Consider the following 22,949-nt stretch of genomic DNA (forward strand, 5'->3'; position numbering starts at 1 on the left):
AGACATATTACAAATTTACTAAATTCTCCTTGATTTCGTCATAACAATGTAATAATATACAAATATAAATTTTGATAATTCTTTTTATTCAAAAAAGACAGAATTTTTTATTCATTTCTATTGTCTATGGAGAAAGGGGCGAATGAATGACCAAGCTGCTCGAAGTGCAAAACTTAAAAACATATTTTTTTCGAAAAAAAGAACCGATACCTGCTGTTGATGGCGTTGATTTCAGCATCAACAGAGGAGAAACTGTCGCGTTAGTCGGTGAGTCTGGATCTGGTAAAAGCATTACGTCCTTATCCATTATGGGGTTGATAAACGGCACTGGTGGAAAAATTATGGACGGTTCCATCAAGCTTGATGGAAAGGACCTAGTTACATATGGTGAAAAGGAATTATGCAGCATTCGTGGTAATGATGTATCTATGATCTTTCAGGAACCCATGACCTCACTTAATCCCGTCCTAACCATCGGGGAACAAATAACAGAAATCCTCATCTATCACAAAAAACTTTCAAAAAAAGAAGCGACGAAAAAAGCGATTGATCTGCTGAAGATTGTTGGTTTTTCCAGACCGGAACAAATCATCAAAGATTACCCGCACCGTTTATCAGGCGGCATGCGGCAAAGAGTGATGATTGCCATTGCGCTAAGCTGCGATCCGAAGCTTCTCATTGCAGATGAACCGACAACTGCCCTAGATGTAACGATTCAAGCCCAGGTGCTCACATTGATGAAAGATTTATGCACGACATTTGGTACATCTATTCTTCTCATTACTCATGATCTAGGTGTCGTGTCTGAAGTGGCAGATCGAGTCATTGTCATGTACTGCGGACAGGTTGTTGAAAATGGGACCGCCGAAGAATTATTTGATCAACCGCTTCATCCTTACACAGAAGGGCTGCTTGAATCGATTCCTGTCATTGACGGAGACATACAGCCGTTAAGGGCGATAAAAGGGAATGTCCCTGCGCCAGATCAGCTTCCAGCCGGCTGCCGCTTTGCTCCTAGATGCCCGCAAGTGAAGGAGCGCTGCCTAGGAGAGCTGCCTAAGCTGAGGACATTTGAGAATGGCAGAAGCGTCAGATGCTTCTTATATGAGGAGGCAGACCATACATGACCCTTGCTCAAAATCAACCACAGCCAACAGATCTAACAGAGAAAGAAACCATCCTTGAACTGAAACAGATCCGAAAACATTTTCCGATTAAAGCGGGCGTCTTTCAGAAGAAAGTCGGTGCAGTCAAAGCTGTTGACGGCATAGACTTGAAGATTTATAAAGGTGAAACGTTAGGCATTGTTGGGGAGTCAGGGTGCGGTAAATCTACACTAGGCCGGACAATGATTCGCTTATATCAGCCAACTGACGGTCAAATCTTTTTTAAAGGGCAAGATATCTCCCGCGTATCAGAATCAAAGCTAAGACAATCAACACGAAAAAACATCCAAATGGTTTTTCAAGATCCCTTTGCATCACTCAACCCTAGAAAAACACTTCGAAGCATCATCAAAGAACCCTACAAAACACATCACTTATATTCCTTAAAAGAAAGAAATGAAAAAGTAGAACAGCTTTTATCAAAGGTGGGCCTTCATCCAAGCTTTGCAAATCGCTACCCTCACGAATTTTCTGGCGGGCAGAGGCAGCGAATCGGCATCGCTCGTGCGCTTGCCATGAATCCCGAAATGATCATCGCAGATGAGCCGGTATCAGCACTTGATGTATCCATTCAGGCGCAGGTGATTAATCTGATGGAGGAGCTTCAGGAGGAATTTGACCTGACATATCTATTTATCTCTCACGATTTAAGTGTGGTCAGGCACATTAGTGATAGAGTCGGCGTGATGTATCTGGGCAAAATGATGGAGCTTGCCGATAAGCACAGCCTGTATGATGAACCGCTCCATCCATATACACAGGCACTGCTTTCTTCTGTTCCTGTTACCCGTAAAAAGGGTCAGATTAAAAGAGAACGTATCATGCTTCAAGGCGATCTGCCAAGTCCTGCGAATCCGCCAAAAGGCTGCGTATTTCACACAAGATGCCCGCATGCGAAGGAAATCTGTAAAGAAAAAATACCAGCATTTCAGGAATTAAAAACAAACCACTTCGTTGCCTGCCACCTCTACGACGCTTAATCAGCTTGGAAGATCTCATCTTTGAGAGGGGGGATGAAGCGGCATCTGTCGTCATTTCTAAAAAAGGATAGGGGGAATTGTATATGAAAGGTAGAAATAGAAAACCCATTTTGGTCAGTTTACTGCTGATCTTTACACTCATGCTTGCGGCTTGCTCTAGTGGAAATAAAACATCTGGAGACAGTGAAAAGAAATCAACTGGAAAACCTGTACAAGGCGGAGACCTTGTCATCGGTTCAATTGCAGAGCCTACGTTATTTAACTCGCTGTATTCAACAGACGTGGCAAGCTCTGATATTGAGGAAAGAATCTACAGCTTCTTACTTCAAACTGACGGAAAGCTGAACCCTCAGCTATCGCTGGCAGAGGATATTAAAGAATCTGATGACGGCAAGCAGTTTGATGTGACCATTAAAAAAGGCGTAAAGTTTCATGATGGTGAAGAACTGACGGCTGATGATGTTGTGTTTACATACAGCATTCCGATCAATAAGGACTACAATGGAGAGCGCGGATCAGGCTTTGAAGTATTAGATTCCGTTAAAAAGACAGGGGATTACTCAATCGAATTCAAGCTCAATAAAAAAGATCCCTATTTCTATAATGTCACATTAGGAAGCTATGGCATTTTGCCTAAGCATATTTTAGGTGATGTGCCTGTAAAGGATCTCGGTGAAAATGAATTTAACCGAAAAAATCCAATTGGTTCAGGTCCATTTAAATTTGCCGAGTGGAAAGAAGGAGACTACGTTAAACTAGAAGCCTTTGACGATTATTGGGATGGACGTCCATACCTTGATACCGTCACGATTAAAACCATTCCTGATCAGAATGCAGCGATTGCCCAGCTGTCAGCAGGCGATATTGATTTCTTTGCTGTACCGGGAGCAGAGCTGCAAACAGCTGAAAAAGTCAGCAACATTAAAATTGAATCTGATCTAGGGCTCAATTATTCATACATTGGCTGGAACCAGAAAAATGATCTCTTTAAAAGTAAAAAGGTCCGCCAAGCGCTGACACATGCCATTGATCGTCAAACGATTGTCGATCAAGTGTTAGACGGAGACGGCAAAGTAGCCAACATTCCAGAAAGTCCGCTGTCATGGAACTATCCGAAGAATGATCGTGTTCCAGTATTTGAGTTTGATCAAGAAAAAGCGAAAAAGATACTGAAAGAAGAGGGCTGGGAGGATACAGATGGAGATGGCTATCTTGATAAGAACGGCAAAAAATTCTCCTTTGTCATAAAGACCAACCAAGGAAACAAAGTCCGTGAAGACATCGCTGTCGTTGTCCAGCAGCAGCTCAAAGAAATTGGTGTTGAAGCGAAGCCGCAAATTGTGGAATTCAGTGCACTCATTGAGCAGACGACACCGCCTAAGTGGGATTACGATGCGCTGCTGCTCGGCTGGAGCCTTGCCACATTCCCTGATCAATTCAGCATCTTCCACTCAAGCCAGTCAGAAAAAGGCTTGAATAACATCTGGTATAAAAATGAAGAGGTCGATAAGCTGTTAGTGGATGCTAAGAACTTAAGCGATCGAAAAGAATATTCAAAGGCATATGAAAAAATTTATGAACTGATCGCAGAAGATCAGCCATATACGTTCCTTTATTATGCCAACTCACATCGCGCGATGCCATCTAATCTCCAAGGCTACTCTTACCACCCGAAAGATGAGTATTACAAAATCGAGAAATGGTGGATTGAACAGTAGGCTGTTAGTGAAGAGGGGGGGTCTCCCCTTTCAGCGTGAAGACAAACCCTTCTATTCGGCGTCAGTCCGGCGCGCTGGTGCTCACGATGATTTCATTCACCAAGCACCAGTTAGATTTTAAGGGTTCTCATATCACGCTGCAATGAAGACAGAGGGCTAAAATAAAGACTATTTTAGCCCTTTTTCATCACAGTATGGCGATCCGATGAAAAAGGAGTTGTGCATATGGTTACATATATCATTAGAAGGACACTGCTTTCCATTCCCATCTTATTTGGGATTACTATTTTGTCCTTCGCCATTATGAAAGCAGCACCAGGCGATCCAATGTCACTCATGATGGACCCGACCATTAGTGCCGCAGACCGGGAAGCCTTTATTGATAAGTACGGCTTGAACGATCCTGAATATGTGCAATATATGAAATGGCTTGGCAATATGCTTCAAGGTGACTTTGGCACTTCCATTGTTAAAAAGGGAACGCCCGTGGCTGATTTGATTTTTGCCCGGCTGCCAAATACCCTCATCCTCATGATCTTTTCTACATTAGTCGCACTGATTATCGCCATCCCATTTGGTGTTCTTTCAGCAAAACGTCCATATACAAAGCTTGACTATGGCATTACGGTTACATCTTTTATCGGACTGGCTATTCCGAACTTTTGGTTTGGACTCATTCTGATTATGGTTTTATCTGTGAATCTAGGATGGTTCCCGACAGGCGGTGTTTCTACCTTAAATGCCGATTTTAATGTGTTTGACCGGCTCCATCACATCATTTTACCAGCCTTTGTTTTAGCAACTGCTGATATGGCAGGGCTCACCCGGTACACAAGGTCGAGTATGCTTGATGTCATGAGGCAGGATTATATTCGCACCGCAAGAGCGAAAGGCTTTCGAGAAAACAAAGTCATTTTCAAGCACGGGTTAAGAAACGGTCTTATGCCTGTCATTACGATTTTCGGATTGATGGTTCCATCCTTTATTGGCGGCGCAGTCGTGGTGGAACAAATTTTCACTTGGCCAGGGCTTGGAAAGCTGTTCATCGATTCTGCCTTTTCGAGAGATTATCCGGTCATTATGGCGATGACTGTTATTTCCGCAGTGCTCGTGGTGGTTGGAAATTTAATAGCGGATATTCTATATGCGATCGTTGATCCGCGTATTGAATATTAGAAGGGAGCTGAAGCACAATTGGCACAGCCTAATATGGGAACACCTCCTGTTGATCTCAAATTAAAAGAGGGTCTTCCGCCAAAGCCAGAGACGATGCTGCGTTTATTTTGTGAGAAATTTTTCAAAAATAAACTGGCGGTTGCCGGCTCCGTGATCTTATTGGTCATTATCTTTTCAGCCATTTTCGCTCCAGTGATTGCCCCTTATGCACCAGAGCAGCAAGATTTATTGAAGCGGCTCCAGCCGCCAAGTGCTGAGCATTTGATGGGAACTGACAAGTTTGGCCGAGATATTTTCTCAAGGGTGCTTTATGGAGCGAGGGTCTCTCTGCTAGTTGGCTTCGTCTCAGTGGTCGGGGCGATCACCATTGGCACCGTCGTTGGAGCGGTAGCAGGGTATTTCAAAGGATTTGTTGATTCTATCTTAATGAGATTTGTTGATGTGGTATTGTCGATTCCTGACATTTTTCTATTGATCACGCTTGTCACCATTTTCAAACCGGGCATTGATAAATTGATATTAATCTTTGCTTTGACCGGCTGGACCACAACCGCGAGACTGATCCGCAGTGAATTCTTATCACTACGAACAAGAGAATTCGTACTTGCGGCGAGAACCATTGGAACGAAAAACCATGTCATCATCTTTTCGCATATTTTACCGAACTGTATCGGTCCTATTATCGTGTCAGCTACACTTAAAGTAGGTTCCGTCATTTTAGCCGAATCAACGCTGAGCTATCTAGGGTTTGGCATACAGCCGCCAACAGCAAGCTGGGGCAACATGCTGCAAGATGCACAAAACTTCTCGATTATGGTGCAAGCGTGGTGGTATCCGCTCTTCCCAGGTTTACTGATATTGCTGACCGTTTTATGCTTTAATTTCTTAGGAGATGGGCTGAGAGATGCGCTTGATCCTAAAAAGCTAAAGTAATGCCTCATTTTTTATGACAAGATGAAAGGGACTCTGCGACACGCACTTTGTTTTCTTTATAAAATAAAAAAATGCACGCCATCATTCGCTCCGCTTGAAGTTTTGATAAAGTTGGAATAATTTCTCTATCCCTTGCCCATACTGTGGACAACAGTTTTTAAAAAGTGAGGGATTGGTTATGTTATTTCTTCATGACGTATGGGTGAATTGGTTTGAAGGGGAAGAAAATGGCTACAATGTGTGTCATTTTCATGAGTGGCGCAAAGAGGACAGTGTTGAGCTGTTAGATCAAGTGCCTTTACTCAAGGTGCAGAGTCCTTTGTTTGATTACATAGAGAATGATCTTTCAGAGCTGCCGAAGACGCTGCTAGAATCTGTATTTGAGAAATCATATATTCGAAAAAATCATGAACGGCGTAAATTAGAGTATTGCTTTGTGGTCACGGACGGTATCCGGATTATTGCTGTGGATACGATTGGGTATTCCATTCCTGTGAGGAAAAGCCGCTTAATCCCAAGGCAGGAGCAATTGGTGTATGAGATGGTGAAAGATGTGAAGGCTGAGGAATATGAATTTTCTCTGGATAGTCTTGAGTCGGCGAAGGAGTATCATATTTTGTCTTTGCCGCCGCAGCACATCAGCGGATTAACGAGAAAAGAAAGACAGTTGAAGCAGCTAATGTTTATGGCGCTCGATCAATTAAAAGGTCTTCAAAACAGAGCAGAAATTGCGTATTGGTATACGGAATGGAACCCGCGCATGTACAATCAAATCAAACGAATGTCATTCGAAGAGATTTGGAACATGCTTTACAATGAAACCATTGATGGATGGTCAGAGAATCATTTAGCATTTTGTGAAAAAATGATTAAGGGACAGCCGTTTTTTGAAAAGCTTTGGGAAATGGAAAACGAATCAAAAGTGAATTAGAAAAAGCTTGCAGCGTGATGTGCTGCAAGCTTTTTTTATTTCCGTTTTCTGCCAAGACCCATCGCATTCTCCATTTTTTTCAGCATTTTGTTTGCTGCGCGGTTTGCTTTTTCAGCACCTTCGTCAAGAATGCGGTCAAGCTCGTCTGACTCAATGAGTTCATAGTACCGATCTTGTATTGGTTTTAAAGCATCAACGACTACGTTCGCAAGATCTCCTTTAAACTCACCATACCCTTTGCCTTCGTACTTTTGTTCCAGCTCTGAAATCGATACGTTACCTAATACAGAATAAATCGTCAGCAAGTTGGCAATACCAGGCTTGTTCTCTTTGTCGTATTTGACGATGCCTTCTGAATCCGTCACAGCACTTTTGATTTTCTTTTCTAGCTGCTTTGGTTCATCTAATAAGGTAATGAAGGATTTTTGGTTCGGATCGGATTTGCTCATCTTTTTCGTTGGATCTGTTAAAGACATAATCCGAGCGCCTTCTTTTGGAATTTTCACTTCAGGTACAGTGAAGATGTCATTGTATTTTCGATTAAAACGTTCAGCAAGCGTTCTAGTCAATTCAAGATGCTGCTTTTGGTCTTCTCCGACAGGGACTAAATCAGTACCGTATAATAAGATATCGCCAGCCATTAATGGGGGATACGTTAATAGGCCTGAAACAACCGCTTCCTTACCAGCGGATTTATCCTTAAATTGGGTCATTCTTTCTAATTCCCCAATATAAGCAACACATTGCAGCATCCATCCTGCCTGGGCGTGAGCAGGTACCTCTGATTGGATAAACAATGTTGCCTTCTCTGGATCAAGTCCAACTGCTAAATAAAGAGCTGCTAAGCTTCTAATATTTTGGCGAAGAGCTAGCCGGTCCTGACTCACTGTAATCGCATGTTGATCGACTACACAAAAATAGCCATGATAATCATGCTGCAAATCGACAAATTGCTTCATTGCTCCAATATAGTTCCCTAAAGTCACAGAACCGCTCGGCTGAATGCCAGAAAAAATTGTCTTCTTTGTCATACTAAAACCTCTTTTCTTCAATATAAAAAGGCCCACCCGTCACTTTTCAACAGAAAAGGGACGAATGAACCGTGGTACCACCCTTGTTATTTCACAAAGAAATCACTCAAGACGTTGATATCGGAGACTGCTCCGTCTAAGCCTACTTACTTCTAAAAGTGTTCGGTTAGCTGCTCCAAAGCCCATTCCATACATGCCATTATCTGCTCCCACCAGCCGCAGACTCTCTGTAAATGGTGAATATATGTACTCTTCTTTTTCATCGCAACAGTATGTCTATCTATTATAAAGGATGACCATAAAAAAGTCACGAAGCCCTCATGTGACCTTCTCATCATGCCGTTTGACACTTAAAATTTTAGATAAAAAACCAACTATCTGTCAGAATTTTTTAAAAAAGGATGATTAATTATATGTATAAAACATTATTCCTGCTGAATTTGTTAAATTATTTTAATCAATTTACGCTTTAATTTGTTGAAGTGATTGAGACTTTAGTTTATAAAAATCCCTCTTTATCCCCATTTACGTTTTTTTAAAATATATGAAATTGATATTGCAATAAATTATTCTATTCATTATAATTAATTTGTTCACACGTTTGTGCTAGGCTCTTTACATAGTGAAAATTCAGAAAAAACAAAAGAAATAGAAAGTAAGCTATTTAGGGACTTTTTTACGCTATTTCTTAAATCTGAATCTCATCTTCTATCGAGACCTTTGAACTAAAACATATTATAAGGGGGAATACAGTTGAAAAAGCGTTGGTCTGTTGTTACTTTAATGCTTATTTTCACACTTGTATTAAGCGCTTGTGGTTTCAGCGGAAACAAATCAGGCGACAGCACGAGCAGTTCTGGAGAGGCTAAAACAACATTAAATGTGAATATCTCCACTGAGCCTTTTTCTCTACATCCGGGATTGGCAAATGATTCAACTTCAGGAAGTGTCATCCGTCAGACTTTTGAGGGATTAACAAGAATTAACGCTGAAGGTAAGCCAGAAAATGCAATGGCTTCTGATATCAAAACAAGTGCTGATGGTAAAACATACACATTCACACTTCGTGATGCAAAATGGTCTAATGGTGACCCTGTCACAGCTAAAGATTTCGAATATGCTTGGAAATGGGCATTAGATCCTAAAAATGAATCTCAATATGCTTACCAGCTTTACTATATTAAAGGTGCTGAAGCAGCGAACAAAGGGAAAGCGAAAGTTGCTGATGTTGGCATTAAAGCTAAAGACGACAAAACGCTTGTAGTTGAGCTAGAGAACCCAACACCGTTCTTTACTGAACTAACTGCATTCTATACGTATATGCCAGTCAACAAAAAAGTGGCTGAAAAGAATAAAAACTGGTTCACAAATGCTGGTGAAAACTACGTATCTAACGGACCATTCGTTCTTTCTAAATGGAAACATGGCGGTTCTATCACGCTTGAAAAGAACAATGAATACTGGGATAAAGATACTGTGAAATTGAAAAAGATCAACATGTCTATGATCAAAGATACAAACACTGAGCTTAGCATGTTCAAAAAAGGCGAGCTTGACTGGGCTGGTTCACCAACTGGAAGCCTTCCAACTGAGTCTTTAAAAACATTGAAAAAAGAAGGCGGTCTTAAAATCCAAACGATCGCAGGTATCTATAACTACAAATTCAACACAGAAGTAAAACCTTTAAACAATGCAAACATCCGTAAGGCCCTTGCATACTCAATCAACCGTCAAGCGATCGTTGACAAAATTACGCAAGGTGAGCAAGTGCCAGCTATGGCAATCGTTCCTCCAACAATGGAAGGATTCACTGATAACAAAACTGGCTACTTCAAAGATCACGATGTAGCAACTGCGAAAGAATTTCTTGAAAAAGGTGTGAAAGAATTAGGTTATAAGTCAGTTTCTGATCTTCCAGCATTGAAACTTTCTTACAACACAGATGAAGGCCACCAAAAGATTGCACAAGCAATTCAAGAAATGTGGAAGAAAGACTTAGGCGTGAAAGTTGAACTTGATAACTCTGAGTGGAACGTATACATCGACAAGATCCACAGCGGAGATTACCAAATCGGACGTATGGGCTGGTTAGGTGACTTCAACGATCCAGTGAACTTCCTTGAGCTTTACAAAGATAAAGACGGTGGAAACAACGACACTGGATGGGAAAGCAAAGAGTACAAACAATTGTTGAATGATTCTGCGAAAGAAACAGATAAAACGAAACGTGAAGAAATGCTGAAAAAAGCAGAAGAAATCATCATCAACGATATGCCTATAGCACCAATTTACTTCTACACTCAGCTTTGGGTACAAGATCCAAAACTAAAAGGTGTGGTTGTATCTGGACTAGGTGATGTTCAATACAAATGGGCACATTTCGAAAAGTAAGAATTATAGTGTAAGAGATCTACGGCAAGGATCTTAAGGTATATGGAGGATGTCTCTCCATATACCTTTCTTGCTGATTAGAGAAAATGTTGTAAAATCATGGAGGTGCAATTCCGTTGCTTAAATATATCGGTAAGCGATTAATATATATTTTAATCACACTGTTTGTTATTGTAACTGCAACTTTCTTTCTCATGCAGGCAGCACCGGGTGGTCCATTCTCTGGTGAGAAGAAACTTCCTGCTGAAATTGAAGCAAACCTAAACGAGCACTACGGGTTGGACAAGCCCTTATTTGTTCAATATGTAAACTACTTAGGTTCAGTTGCAAAATTAGATTTTGGTCCCTCATTTAAATATAAAGGACAAACTGTAAATGACTTAATCAGTTCTGGATTCCCCGTTTCCTTTACCCTCGGAATTGAGGCAATTCTCCTCGCATTAGCATTTGGTGTATTGTTTGGGGTCCTTGCAGCGCTCTATCATAACAAGTGGCAGGACTATACGATTGCCATTTTAACGATCTTTGGAATTTCAGTTCCAAGTTTCATTTTAGCTGCGCTGCTACAATATGTATTTGCATCTGAGGCAAGCGTTTTAGCGATTTTCCCAGTTGCAGGATGGGAGTCTTGGGCCAGCACCGTACTACCTTCTATTGCACTTTCCTTCATGCCTATGGCATTTATCGCTAGACTTGCACGGTCAAGTATGCTTGAAGTTCTAAACAGTGATTACATTAGAACGGCTAGAGCGAAAGGATTAACGAAATCAGCTGTGACGATTAAACACGCAATTCGAAACGCATTGTTACCTGTCATTACATATATGGGACCAATGGCTGCTTCAGTGTTAACAGGTAGTTTTGTCGTGGAGAAGATTTTCGGTATTCCTGGATTAGGCTCTCACTTTGTCACAAGTATTACAAACCGTGATTACACCGTCATCATGGGTGTCACAGTCTTCTACAGTATTATTCTATTAATCAGTATTCTAGTCGTTGACGTCCTCTACGGTATTATCGATCCTAGAATTAAACTGACGAAGGCGAAGAAAGGGGTCTAACACATGGAAGAGATGAGAAAAGATTTATTTGTTCCTGCGACAGCTGACGCAGCAGAATCTGAAAAAATTTCTAAACCTAGTCTATCTTTATGGAAGGATGCTATGCTTCGCTTCCGTGCAAATAAACTTGCAATGGTTGGTCTTTCAATCATTTTTATTATTGTGATGCTGGCCATCTTTGTTCCGATTTTTTCTAAATATGATTACTCGACGACCGATTTACTGAATGCAGACCAGCCACCTTCAAAAGAGCACTGGTTCGGTACAGATGATTTAGGACGTGACATGTTTGTCCGTACATGGGTCGGGGCAAGAATTTCGATCTTCATCGGTCTTGCTGCAGCGGTCCTTGACGTGATCATCGGTATTATCTGGGGAAGTATTGCTGCGTTCAAAGGCGGCCGTACAGATGAAGTCATGATGCGTATCGCAGACGTTTTATGGGCAATTCCAACACTATTAATGGTTATCTTAATGATGGTTGTTCTGCCAAAAGGATTATTAACAATTATCCTCGCCATGACAGTCGTAGGCTGGATAAACATGGCACGTATCGTTCGGGGACAGGTTCTACAATTAAAGAGTCAAGAGTACGTTCTTGCTGCACAAACATTAGGTGCGAAAACATCTAGACTTTTATTTAAACACTTAATTCCAAACTCAATGGGACCAATTCTTGTCACAATGACACTCACCATTCCTTCAGCTATTTTCACGGAGGCATTCTTAAGCTATCTAGGACTTGGTGTACCGGCTCCATTAGCGAGCTGGGGAACAATGGCGTCTGACGGAATTCCGGCCATGACGTACTATCCTTGGAGATTATGGTTCCCAGCCGCATTTATCTGTATAACAATGTTTGGTTTTAACGTGGTTGGAGACGGACTAAGAGACGCTTTAGATCCGAAGTTGCGTAAATAAGGAGTGATTAGGATGGAACGTGAACGTATTCTAGAGGTGAAAGACCTTGCAATCTCATTTAAAACATATGGTGGAGAGGTTCAAGCCATTCGTGGTGTGAACTTTCACTTAAATAAAGGCGAGACACTTGCTATTGTAGGTGAATCTGGCTCTGGTAAAAGTGTGACATCACAGGCCATCATGAGATTAATACCGATGCCGCCGGGTTATTTCAAGCGCGGACAGATCCTGTTTGATGGGCAAGATATCGTCAAGAAAACAGAAAAACAAATGCAAACCATTCGAGGAAAAGACATCTCAATGATCTTCCAGGATCCGATGACTTCTTTGAATCCAACGATGAAAGTCGGGAAGCAAATTACAGAAGTACTGTTCAAGCACGAACAAATTTCAAAAGAAGCGGCTGAAAAAAGAGCCATTGAATTACTGGAGCTTGTTGGAATTGCAATGCCTGAAAAAAGAATCAAGCAATACCCGCACGAATTTAGTGGCGGGATGAGACAAAGGGTTGTCATCGCGATGGCGCTCGCAGCAGATCCAAAGCTATTGATTGCCGATGAGCCGACGACAGCACTAGATGTAACGATTCAGGCGCAAATTTTAGAATTAATGAAAGAAATTCAGCAAAAGGTTGAAACATCTATTATCTTTATTACGCATGATCTAGGTGTTGTCGCCAACGTCGCTGATCGTGTAGCCGTTATGTATGCAGGACAGATTGTGGAGACAGGGACTGTTGATGAAATTTTCTACAATCCAAAACATCCATATACGTGGGGACTTTTAGCATCAATGCCGAGCCTTGACACAGATGGCGGAGATGAAGGGAAGCTGACTGCAATCCCAGGAACACCGCCAGATCTGACAAACCCGCCGAAAGGAGATGCATTTGCACTCCGAAGCGATTATGCAATGAAAATTGACTTTGAACAAGAACCGCCAATGTTCAAAGTATCAGATACGCATTATGTGAAATCATGGCTACTTCATCCAAATGCACCTAAAGTTGAACCGCCTGCTTCTGTAAAGGCGAGAATGCGTGAACTAGAAGGTAGCTACGAAAAACCTGTATTAGTAAAAGAGGGTGAATAGCATGGCAGAAAAACTGTTAGAAATCAAAAATTTGAAGCAACATTTCCATACAGCAAGAGGGACTGTGAAAGCAGTTGACGGAGTTTCATTTGATATTTATAAAGGTGAAACACTTGGCCTTGTAGGGGAGTCTGGTTGTGGTAAATCCACTACGGGCCGCTCCATCATTAGACTTTATGATGCGACAGATGGTGAGGTTCTTTATAAAGGGGAAAGTGTACACGGGAAGAAATCAAGACAAAAAATGCTTGAGTTCAACCGTCAAATGCAGATGATCTTCCAAGATCCATATGCCTCACTCAACCCTAGAATGACAGTCCTTGATATCATTGCAGAAGGCATCGACATTCATGGCCTAGCAAAAACAAAGCAAGCACGTAAAGAGCGTGTGTACCAATTACTTGAAACTGTTGGCTTGAACAAAGAGCATGCAAACAGATACCCGCATGAATTCTCAGGTGGTCAAAGGCAGCGTATCGGAATTGCCCGTGCATTAGCAGTTGAACCAGATTTCATCATCGCCGATGAACCAATCTCTGCATTAGATGTGTCGATCCAAGCACAGGTCGTCAACTTAATGAAAGAACTTCAAGAAGAAAAAGGATTAACGTACTTATTCATTGCCCATGACCTGTCTATGGTAAAATACATCAGCGATCGTATTGGCGTGATGTATTTCGGAAAATTGGTTGAGCTGGCACCAGCGAATGAATTATACGAAAATCCGCTTCATCCATATACAAAATCATTACTATCTGCGATTCCGCTCCCAGATCCAGATTATGAGCGTAACCGCAAACGAATAAAGTATGATCCATCTGTTCACAAAGGAACGAACACCGAGTTCCGTGAAGTGAAGCCAGGTCACTTTGTGAGCTGCACAGAGGAAGAATTCAAAGAGCTTCAAGCTAAACAATCATAAGAAGAAAGAAGCGCTGCTATGTCAGTGCTTCTTTTTTTATTTTACAAAAAAATAAGATGATGGTAATTTCTAGATAACAACAAGCAGGTTCTAGGAGGAAATCAGATGTCCATATGGAAGACGTTTCGCTACTCATTATTTCACTTTCTAATTGTATTCATGCTTTTTTCAACGTCTTTTTTGAGGAAACCAAATGGGGGACAGTGGATGCTCGTGTTTATGGTGCTCATTGGCATTGTGTCTTTTTCGGTGGAATATATGCTTAACCGAAAGACAAGCAATCAGAAGCAAGAAGCACGGCGCATGAAGTATCTTTATTTCATTATGTTTCAAATAGCGATGACACTTATCCTCTTTGTTTGTTTTCAACTACTCATAGACCGTTCGATATAAAACTTTTTTCTGTTGTTTGAAAAAAAGTGAAACTAGTGAAGACTTTGCTGCGTCTTACTAGTACAGGCGTTTAAATAATAGGAAATCGGGAATATCTAAGGAAGTGGTTCTTAACGATATCATAAGGAGCGGATCCATGAATTGGTATGAAAAGCTCAGTGAATACTTCCCGATAGAAGAAATGAAGTCAAAAGAGCATATGGAAGCTTTATTAAAGGAAAGAAGTGATGTTTATCATAAGGAGGAAGGACCTCATCATGTGATGATGTACGCCGAATTTGATTCTTTCATCTTTATTGATTATTTATTTGTTTCCAGAGATGCAAGAGGTGAAGGCCTCGGATCAAAGCTCATTCATAAGCTGAAGGAAAAAAAGAAACCGATCTTGCTTGAGGTCGAGCCTGTAGATGAAGATGATGCAGATACTGCAAAACGCCTAAAGTTTTACCAAAGAGAGCACTTCAAGCACGCAGAATCAATCGGTTATAAACGCAGGTCACTTGCAACAAATGAAGTGAACCGCATGGAAATCCTTTATTGGTCGCCTCTTACAGATAATGAGGAAGAAATGATGGAGGCTATGAGGAAGACCTATGAACGAATCCATACGTATAAAGATGAAGAATGGTATGGGCAGTCGTATGAGGATGTTGATGATGTATTGAAGGTCATTGAAAATAGAAAACAAAAAAATATTTTCGATCATCTCGACTAAATGAGAATGTTCAGACATCAAACGGCACCACAAAATGAATGAAATTGTCTAGTTTTTGTCACAAAAATTGCAAGAAAATCTGTTCACACTTACTTTTTTATAGTATAATCACTATAAAGATTACTTATTTAGAACAATTTTAATTTAAGAATACAGATCAATATTCATTCTACAAATTGAGGAGTGAAGATTTATGGTAACATTATACACATCACCAAGCTGTACATCATGTAGAAAAGCAAGAGCGTGGTTAGAAGAGCACAATATCCCGTATCAAGAGAGAAACATCTTTTCTGAGCCTCTTTCAATCGATGAAATCAAAGAAATTCTTCGAATGACTGAAGACGGTACAGATGAAATTATCTCAACACGTTCAAAAGTATTCCAAAAGCTAAATGTGAATGTTGAGACAATGCCTCTTCAACAATTGTATAAACTGATCAATGAGCATCCAGGTCTTTTAAGACGTCCAATCATCTTGGATGAAAAAAGACTACAAGTTGGCTACAATGAAGATGAAATTAGACGTTTCCTTCCAAGAACGGTTCGTACATTCCAACTAAGAGAAGCTCAGCGACTTGCTAACTAATTGAAAAACGAAAAGCTGCCGATCATTTGGCAGCTTTTTTTATTTGTTTTCAGCTGTTTGTTCGTAAAATAAGCTGGCTAAAATGACCATTACAACCGTTAAAAACGGGAGCATGAATTCAAGAGTCGCATGCTGAGCCATAAATTCATTCAATTTCACATCACGAACAATCATTTCACCGCCAGTAAAAGCCAAAAGAGCACTTCCTCCGTATAAAAGAAACGGGAATTTGGTTAAAGCGGCATGAATTAGCTTACTTCCCCAAATAATAATCGGTACTGAAATCATAAGGCCGAAAGCGGTCAGCAGCATGTTGCCTTTTGCCGCACCTGCAACTGCAATCACATTATCAAGTGACATAAAGAGATCTGCAATCACAATGGTCTGAACCGCACGCCAAAGGGAGCCGCTGCTTTTAATGCGAATCGATTCTTTCTTTTGTTCAATTAACAAATTGTATCCTATATAAAGGAGAAAAAGCCCGCCGATAAATTGCAAATAAGGGATGGTCAATAAATAAACTGCGGCACCTGTCATCGTAATTCTCATCAGCACTGCCAAAAGTGTACCGATCCATATGGCTTTATTGCGTTTGTCATTTGATAAGCTGCGGCTAGCCATCGCAATGATCAACGCGTTATCTCCGCCTAAAATCAGATCTATGCCAATAATCATCAGTAAGGATATGATCCACTCTGTTTCCATCCATTTCACCTCATGTCTAATAGAGCTCGTACAACCAATATATGAGGACAATTCAAATATATGTTTCTGTAAGTTTTCTCTGCAAAAAATGCGTTTTTATTTCTTTTATTCATGTTTTATCATAAAATAGACAGTACGAAGCAATACCTCAATTCTTTAAAAGGTTAACATGTAGACGGAACGGGTAAAGTGTAGTAAAGTACTATTAATTGGGAGCTTGTATGTCCCTTCAACATCTTATATAGAAGGGAAGGTTGGCAAAATGGAAATCGAAAGAATTAATGAACATACAGTGAAATTTTATATTTCCTACGGTGATATTGAAGACCGCGGATTTGACCGTGAAGAAATTTGGTATAATCGTGAACGCAGTGAAGAGCTGTTTTGGGAAGTAATGGACGAAGTGCACGAAGAAGAAGAATTTGCAGTTGAGGGACCTCTTTGGATTCAAGTGCAGGCACTTGACAAAGGTCTTGAAATTGTCGTGACGAAAGCCCAACTTTCTAAAGATGGACAAAAGCTCGAATTGCCGATTCCAGAAGATAAAAAAGATCAAACAGATGAAGAAAGTCTAGACGCACTGCTTGATGATTTTCAAAAAGAAGAGCAGGATCAAGAAGACCATAATGAGAAGGACAAAAAACTTCAACTTCAATTTGTGTTGAAAATGGATGACTTTGAAGATTTGATTGCACTTTCTCAATTAAATATGCAGGATTTTACCACAAGTTTATATTCGTTTGAAAACCGTTATTATCTATATGTTGACTTCCACGAGGATTTGTCAGATGAGCAAGTGGAGAATAAGCTCAGCATTTTGCTTGAATATGCTCATGAATCAGTGGTCAGCATTTACAGACTGAAAGAATACGGTCAGCTGATTATCGAAGGAAATGCCCTTGAAACGATTCAACAGCACTTCTCGTAACCAACAAAAGTCGATTTCTATAGAGGAATCGGCTTTTTTATCTGAATGAATAGGTAAATAAAGAGATCGGCAAGGAGAAAATGAAATGAGAAATTTAGTCAAAGTTCTATTTTTTCTTATCATTACGATAGGTGCTTATTTAGTCATTCAATTAATTGCTGGTGATTTAGCGGTAAGTGTATTAAGTTCTGTCAGTGTTCTATTCACTTTATCGATTATCTTCATCGGGTTTGTCATATTCTTGGAGAACCGGAATCCATCTCAAACAATAACGTGGCTTGTCCTGCTTGGCAGCTTTCCGTTATTCGGCTTTCTGTTCTATATTTTCTTTGGACGCAATATCAAAAAACGCAGGCTGTTTGAAAAGAAAGCCATTCTAGATGAACAGTTAATCCAGGAAGATGAGCATATTCATAGAGAAGCGATTGAGAAAATGACGCATATGGGTGATCATCAGCAGCTCTTATTTAAGCTGGCCCACAGACTCGGACATACCCCTATTACGTATCGCACGTCCTCTAAAGTCCTGACGAATGGAGAAGAAACATTCTCTCATATTTTTGAAGAAATCAAAAAGGCGACACATCACATTCATTTAGAATATTATATTCTCCGCCACGATGACCTTGGACAAGAATTAAAAGATATTCTCATTGATAAAGCGAAAAATGGCGTGATTGTCCGCTTTTTATATGACGATGTAGGAAGCTTAAAGCTCTCTCGTCAATATATTGCTGACCTCGAAAAGGCCGGCGTTCAGATCGTTCCATTTTTACCTGTGAGACTACCCCTGTTAAATAATAAAATCAATTTCCGAAATCACCGAAAAATTGTCGTGATTGATGGAGAAGCCGGATTTGTCGGCGGGCTGAACATTGGAGACGAATATATGGGCAGAAGCAGACAATATGGATTTTGGCGTGACACGCATTTGATGATTAAGGGGGAAGCTGTTCGTGACCTGCAGCAGATTTTCATGCAGGATTGGTACTATATGACGAATGAAAGATGCGCAGGTGTGGACTACTTCAAAGATTTCAGCCACCTTGAGAGCACAACAGAAGGCGTACAAATGATTGCTGGCGGTCCTGATAAACAGTGGGAGGTCATTAAAAATCTCTTTTTCTCCATGATTATCTCTGCCAAAAAGTCTATTTGGATCGCTTCACCGTATTTTGTGCCGGATGATGATATTTTGTCTGCATTAAAAATTGCTGCATTAAGCGGAGTAGACGTACGGATTATTGCTCCGAAGAATCCAGATAAACGGATCGTCTTCCATGCGTCCCGTTCATACTTCCCAGAGCTTTTAGAAGCAGGAGCAAAGGTGTATGAGTATGATCAAGGCTTTATGCATAGTAAATTTATCATTGTGGACAGCGAGCTGGCTTCGATAGGAACGGCCAACATGGATATGAGAAGCTTTCATTTGAATTTTGAAGTGAATGCCTTCCTATATAAAACGAAAAGCACAGAGAAGCTCGTGAACGACTTCTTAGGTGATTTAGAGCAGTCGCATGAAATTGTCCCAGAAGAATTTGCAAAGAGACCGTTAAGGGTAAGACTGTTTGAATCCACAGCAAGATTATTATCACCATTACTATAAAGATTGTATTTTCCCCCTTTTTATCAGGGGGTTTTTTCATTTTCCTCAGGAAAACATCAGTAAAATCATGTTTTGATATGATAAAAGTTCAATTTGCCTATTCGCTTCTTAATAGACGAACAAGCTATAATACGGTCATCAAAGAGTAAGGGGCGAGCAGAATGAATACAGCGATCATGGATAATGGAAAGCTTATTCGAATTACACATCATTTATCTAAAAACCGGCTGGAGCATGTAAGGACGACGTGCAAATTTTATTGTCCTGATTGCAGGGAAGAGGTGCAATTAAAGCTTGGTGAACAACGTGTGTATCATTTTGCACATAAACAGCTGACAGCATGTCCACTAGCCTCAAGCGAAACGGCTTATCATCAGGCGGGGAAAGAAGCCATCATGAATTGGCTTCAGCGGCTGGGACATAAACCGGTGCTTGAAAAGTATGTGTCAAAGGTTCATCAGCGTCCTGACGTGGCCGTCTCTATTGGAGGAACAAGTTATGCAATAGAATATCAATGCTCAAATATTTCACGGCAAGAGCTGCGCAAAAGAACAGCAGGGCTCCGTGAAGCGGGGCTCATCCCTATATGGCTAATAGGGGCAAATCGTTTAAAGCGAATATCTGCCCAGCTCTTTTCCTTCTCCTCCATTCATTGGGGAATGTTAAGGGAATCACAGAAAGGGAGTCTGATTTTTTACTGTCCGCTCCAGAATAGATTCATCCATCTTGCTCAACTTCTCGTATTTCAACCAACGAAAATATGTGCCGCCATGACTGTCAGACCGCCAACAGCATACCGCGAACTTTCGGCGCTCCTATCTCCGCCCTCAAGCAAGCGTCCAGTCTACAAGCAATGGCTTAGATGCATACGGCAATTTAGGCAGCGGCCTCCCCGCATTTTATCAAATGAAAGCAAGCGGTTGAGAGACATTTTCTATGAGCATCATCAAATGGCTTTCCCTTTTCTGCCAACTGAATTATTTATCCCGCTGAAAGAAACGTATATTTTTACAAGTCCTGTTTATGTCTGGCAGGGGTGTCTGTATGATTGGATGATGAGGAAAAAAGGAAGCAGTCCAGTAACGGTTCAACTGCTGATGAAAGAAATCAAGCGGTGTGTCCAGATGAAAGAAGTAAAGCTCCGATACGGTGATGTTTCAATAGAAGAAATACAAGAGGTCATCACTGCATATGTTAAGGCGCTTGTCAGACAAGGGTTTTTACACATGACGAAAAAGGGTAATTATGAAGTAGCGTCGAATCAAATGCCGATACGAACAGTAGATGAAGCGTTCAAACGAGATGCTTTCTTATTTCGTTAGCATGTTTCATGCCCACTTTGATCATGATAAGAAAAAGGTGGTGCTGCGATTGAATAGAAAGAAACGCTTTTTTCTCATTTTTTTAGTCTGTTTGGTATTTTTTTCTGCATATGATTTGACAAATATAGTTCAAAACAAAGAAGATAAATACAACACCAATTTCTTTCACTTTCCGAAAGGTTGGTTCAACACAACTTATGCAAGGGGGATTCATATGACTTCACAAAGCAAAAATAACCATTTACCAGACAGAAGCGAAGTAAAAGAAGAAAACAAATGGCGTCTTGAAGATATTTTCGAAAGCGTTGATGCATGGAACAAGGAATTCGAAGCTGTCAAAAAAGAAATTCCTAAGCTAGCCCAATTTAAAGGCAAGCTGGCCCATTCTGCTGATGTACTGTATGAAGCCCTAACCTTTCAGGATCAGCTTTCTGAAAAGCTTGGTAAGCTTTATACATATGCGCACATGAAATACGATGAGGATACAACTAACTCATCATTTCAAGCGCTGAATGATAAAGCATCGAATTTATTTACACAGCTCTCTAGTACTTCTGCTTATATTGTTCCAGAGATTTTATCGATTCAAGAAGATAAATTGCAGCAGTTTATTCTGGAAAAAGAAGAATTAAAACTGTATTCCCATGCTCTCGAAGAAATTAATAAAGAGCGTCCACATATTTTAAGTGAGGAGCAAGAAGCTTTATTAGCTGAGGTCTCTGAACCACTCTCAACTTCATCTACTACTTTTAGTATGTTTAACAATGCTGATATTTCGTTCCCTTCTGTAAAGGATGAAAATGGGGAAGAAAAGAAGATTACCCACGGCAACTTTATCACATTTTTAAACAGTGATGACCGTGAAGTGAGAAAGAATGCCTTTAAAGCTGTGTATAAAACGTATGATCAGTATAAAAACACGCTTGCTTCGACACTGAGCGGTTCGATTAAAAAGGATAATTTTTATGCAAAAGTACGAAATTATAACTCAGCAAGAGAAGCGGCACTATCTCGGAACAGTATTCCAGAAGAAGTATATGACAATCTGATTGATACAGTTCATCAATATTTACCGTTATTACACCGTTATATTGAATTGCGTAAAAAGGTATTAAAGCTTGATGAAGTGCACAATTATGACTTGTATACACCACTTGTAAAAGATGCTGGTATGAAGCTAACCTACGATGAAGCAAAAGATTATATGCTAAAAGGGTTAGCGCCATTAGGAGAAGAATATGTGTCCGTGTTAAAAGAGGGACTGAGCAATCGCTGGGTAGACGTTTATGAGAATAAAGGGAAACGCAGCGGTGCGTATTCATCTGGAAGCTATGGTACAAATCCATATATCCTCATGAACTGGCAAAATAATATTGATAATTTATTTACACTGGCTCATGAATTTGGGCACTCTGTCCACAGCTACTATACAAGAAAGCATCAGCCATATCCGTATGGAAACTATAGTATCTTTGTAGCTGAAGTGGCTTCTACGACAAACGAAGCGTTACTTGGCGAATACCTGCTGAATTATCTAGATGATAAAAAGCAGCGTTTGTATGTGCTAAATCACTTATTAGAAGGATTTAGAGGAACGGTATTCAGACAGACGATGTTTGCTGAGTTTGAGCATCTGATTCATGTGAAAGCACAAGAAGGAGAGGCTTTAACGCCGGAATTCATGACGAACCTTTATTACGACCTGAACAAGAAGTATTTTGGAGACGGCATGGTTGTGGATAAAGAAATCGGATTAGAATGGACGAGAATCCCTCACTTCTATTACAACTATTATGTCTATCAATATGCAACAGGCTATAGTGCTGCACAGGCATTAAGCAAGCAAATATTAGAAGAAGGAAAACCTGCGGTGGAGCGCTACACAGACTTCCTTAAAGCAGGAAGCTCTGATTATCCAATCAATGTGTTGAAAAAAGCAGGTGTTGATATGGCTTCCAAAGAACCAATCAAAGCAGCATGTCAATTGTTCGAAGAAAAGCTGAAAGAAATGGAAGAGCTCATCTCTAAAACGGGTGAGTGATGAAAAGACTTCTGTCAGACGCGTGAGTGCAAACTCATCTTTTGACAGGAGTTTTTTTCTCATAAAAAAAGACCTCTTCGCATGTAGAGGCCGTTCCTTATCATCAACCTTTAAATCCCTTAAAGGTCTTCCGGTGGTTCATTCGATAAAGTGTAAAAAGAATAGAAGCAAATAAGAGTGGGGATGTTAGATAAAGAGGAAGCATTTTCATTAAGCCTAATATATTTAAAAAGAAACATAAGCCAATGGAAACAAGTCCAATGGTTGTGCTGCGCATGCAGATCCCTCCATTTTTTCGTTACTTTCACTATATGAAAGTGACAACCCT

The 22,949-nt window shown here is 40.5% G+C and carries 21 protein-coding genes, 1 pseudogene and 1 other annotated feature; of the genes and pseudogenes, 19 read left to right on the forward strand and 3 right to left on the reverse strand.

The genetic code is table 11. The annotated features are described in order from the left end of the window. Positions 1 to 146: 146 nt before the first annotated feature. The 6 genes from C6Y06_RS06530 to C6Y06_RS06555 all read left to right on the forward strand — a co-directional run bounded on the left by C6Y06_RS06530 (position 147) and on the right by C6Y06_RS06555 (position 6,904). The gene (locus C6Y06_RS06530; RefSeq protein WP_106036693.1) at positions 147 to 1,127 is read left to right on the forward strand and encodes an ABC transporter ATP-binding protein; all 981 of its coding nucleotides are present in this window, start codon (positions 147 to 149) and stop codon (positions 1,125 to 1,127) included. After that, positions 1,124 to 2,146, forward strand: coding sequence for an ABC transporter ATP-binding protein (locus C6Y06_RS06535; protein ID WP_066031039.1), 1,023 nt, complete (start codon positions 1,124 to 1,126; stop codon positions 2,144 to 2,146). The genes C6Y06_RS06530 and C6Y06_RS06535 overlap by 4 nt, the downstream gene beginning before the upstream one ends. A gap of 83 nt (positions 2,147 to 2,229) precedes the next feature. Continuing rightward, positions 2,230 to 3,864 (forward strand): peptide-binding protein, encoded by a 1,635-nt coding sequence (locus C6Y06_RS06540; RefSeq protein ID WP_060595998.1) that lies wholly within the window; start codon positions 2,230 to 2,232, stop codon positions 3,862 to 3,864. Positions 3,865 to 4,089: 225 nt separating this feature from the next. After that, positions 4,090 to 5,040 carry an ABC transporter permease gene (locus tag C6Y06_RS06545; protein WP_060595999.1) on the forward strand — a complete coding sequence of 317 codons (951 nt, stop codon included), beginning with the start codon at positions 4,090 to 4,092 and terminating at the stop codon, positions 5,038 to 5,040. Between the two features lie 33 nt (positions 5,041 to 5,073). Beyond that, entirely contained in the window at positions 5,074 to 5,973 is a 900-nt protein-coding gene (gene opp4C, locus C6Y06_RS06550; protein WP_081311422.1) for an oligopeptide ABC transporter permease, read from the forward strand. A gap of 178 nt (positions 5,974 to 6,151) precedes the next feature. After that, the gene (locus C6Y06_RS06555) at positions 6,152 to 6,904 is read left to right on the forward strand and encodes a YjbA family protein (protein ID WP_060596001.1); all 753 of its coding nucleotides are present in this window, start codon (positions 6,152 to 6,154) and stop codon (positions 6,902 to 6,904) included. Positions 6,905 to 6,939: 35 nt separating this feature from the next. On the opposite strand, the gene trpS is transcribed toward C6Y06_RS06555, so the two are convergent. Then, positions 6,940 to 7,935, reverse strand: a complete 996-nt coding sequence (gene trpS / locus C6Y06_RS06560) for a tryptophan--tRNA ligase (protein WP_034663275.1) — start codon at positions 7,933 to 7,935, stop codon at positions 6,940 to 6,942. A 53-nt stretch (positions 7,936 to 7,988) separates the two neighbouring features. Beyond that, positions 7,989 to 8,207, reverse strand: a binding site (T-box leader). Positions 8,208 to 8,688: 481 nt separating this feature from the next. Here trpS and C6Y06_RS06565 point away from each other — a divergent pair. From C6Y06_RS06565 to spxA, 8 genes are all read left to right on the forward strand, one after another. Further along, on the forward strand, positions 8,689 to 10,326 hold the full coding sequence (locus C6Y06_RS06565) for a peptide ABC transporter substrate-binding protein (protein WP_034666712.1): 1,638 nt from the start codon (positions 8,689 to 8,691) through the stop codon (positions 10,324 to 10,326). Positions 10,327 to 10,442: 116 nt separating this feature from the next. Continuing rightward, on the forward strand, positions 10,443 to 11,387 hold the full coding sequence (locus C6Y06_RS06570; protein ID WP_060596003.1) for an ABC transporter permease: 945 nt from the start codon (positions 10,443 to 10,445) through the stop codon (positions 11,385 to 11,387). A gap of 3 nt (positions 11,388 to 11,390) precedes the next feature. Beyond that, positions 11,391 to 12,308, forward strand: coding sequence for an ABC transporter permease (locus C6Y06_RS06575; protein ID WP_034663265.1), 918 nt, complete (start codon positions 11,391 to 11,393; stop codon positions 12,306 to 12,308). 12 nt (positions 12,309 to 12,320) lie between these two features. Then, complete coding sequence (locus tag C6Y06_RS06580) at positions 12,321 to 13,400, forward strand: ABC transporter ATP-binding protein (RefSeq protein WP_034663262.1); 1,080 nt, start codon at positions 12,321 to 12,323, stop codon at positions 13,398 to 13,400. Position 13,401: 1 nt separating this feature from the next. Continuing rightward, complete coding sequence (locus C6Y06_RS06585) at positions 13,402 to 14,322, forward strand: ABC transporter ATP-binding protein (protein ID WP_034663259.1); 921 nt, start codon at positions 13,402 to 13,404, stop codon at positions 14,320 to 14,322. A 105-nt stretch (positions 14,323 to 14,427) separates the two neighbouring features. Next, entirely contained in the window at positions 14,428 to 14,715 is a 288-nt protein-coding gene (locus tag C6Y06_RS06590; protein WP_060596004.1) for a hypothetical protein, read from the forward strand. A 136-nt stretch (positions 14,716 to 14,851) separates the two neighbouring features. After that, positions 14,852 to 15,430: a GNAT family N-acetyltransferase gene (locus C6Y06_RS06595; protein ID WP_060596005.1), complete on the forward strand. Its 579-nt coding sequence runs from the start codon at positions 14,852 to 14,854 to the stop codon at positions 15,428 to 15,430. A gap of 193 nt (positions 15,431 to 15,623) precedes the next feature. Further along, positions 15,624 to 16,019: a transcriptional regulator SpxA gene (gene spxA / locus C6Y06_RS06600; RefSeq protein ID WP_003211421.1), complete on the forward strand. Its 396-nt coding sequence runs from the start codon at positions 15,624 to 15,626 to the stop codon at positions 16,017 to 16,019. Positions 16,020 to 16,058: 39 nt separating this feature from the next. Here spxA and C6Y06_RS06605 read toward each other — a convergent pair whose 3' ends face one another. Next, positions 16,059 to 16,724: a TerC family protein gene (locus tag C6Y06_RS06605; protein WP_060596006.1), complete on the reverse strand. Its 666-nt coding sequence runs from the start codon at positions 16,722 to 16,724 to the stop codon at positions 16,059 to 16,061. A gap of 175 nt (positions 16,725 to 16,899) precedes the next feature. Between C6Y06_RS06605 and C6Y06_RS20615 the strand changes: the two are divergent. From C6Y06_RS20615 to pepF, 5 genes and pseudogenes are all read left to right on the forward strand, one after another. After that, positions 16,900 to 17,020 (forward strand): annotated as a pseudogene (locus C6Y06_RS20615) (hypothetical protein); the annotation flags it as partial. Next, the gene (gene mecA, locus C6Y06_RS06610) at positions 16,987 to 17,652 is read left to right on the forward strand and encodes an adaptor protein MecA (RefSeq protein ID WP_012009573.1); all 666 of its coding nucleotides are present in this window, start codon (positions 16,987 to 16,989) and stop codon (positions 17,650 to 17,652) included. The pseudogene C6Y06_RS20615 and the gene mecA, both read left to right, overlap by 34 nt. A gap of 85 nt (positions 17,653 to 17,737) precedes the next feature. Continuing rightward, a complete protein-coding gene (cls, locus tag C6Y06_RS06615) occupies positions 17,738 to 19,258 on the forward strand; it encodes a cardiolipin synthase (RefSeq protein ID WP_034663247.1) in 1,521 nt (506 codons plus the stop codon). Between the two features lie 161 nt (positions 19,259 to 19,419). After that, entirely contained in the window at positions 19,420 to 20,580 is a 1,161-nt protein-coding gene (locus tag C6Y06_RS06620) for a competence protein CoiA (RefSeq protein WP_106036694.1), read from the forward strand. A gap of 214 nt (positions 20,581 to 20,794) precedes the next feature. After that, positions 20,795 to 22,621 carry an oligoendopeptidase F gene (gene pepF, locus C6Y06_RS06625; RefSeq protein ID WP_317615038.1) on the forward strand — a complete coding sequence of 609 codons (1,827 nt, stop codon included), beginning with the start codon at positions 20,795 to 20,797 and terminating at the stop codon, positions 22,619 to 22,621. Positions 22,622 to 22,724: 103 nt separating this feature from the next. On the opposite strand, the gene C6Y06_RS20310 is transcribed toward pepF, so the two are convergent. Then, positions 22,725 to 22,898 carry a hypothetical protein gene (locus tag C6Y06_RS20310; protein WP_034663238.1) on the reverse strand — a complete coding sequence of 58 codons (174 nt, stop codon included), beginning with the start codon at positions 22,896 to 22,898 and terminating at the stop codon, positions 22,725 to 22,727. Between the last annotated feature and the right edge of the window lie 51 nt (positions 22,899 to 22,949).

Source organism: Bacillus sp. MZGC1 (genome assembly GCF_002998605.1).
In the GTDB taxonomy this organism is placed as follows: Bacteria; Bacillota; Bacilli; order Bacillales; family Bacillaceae; genus Bacillus.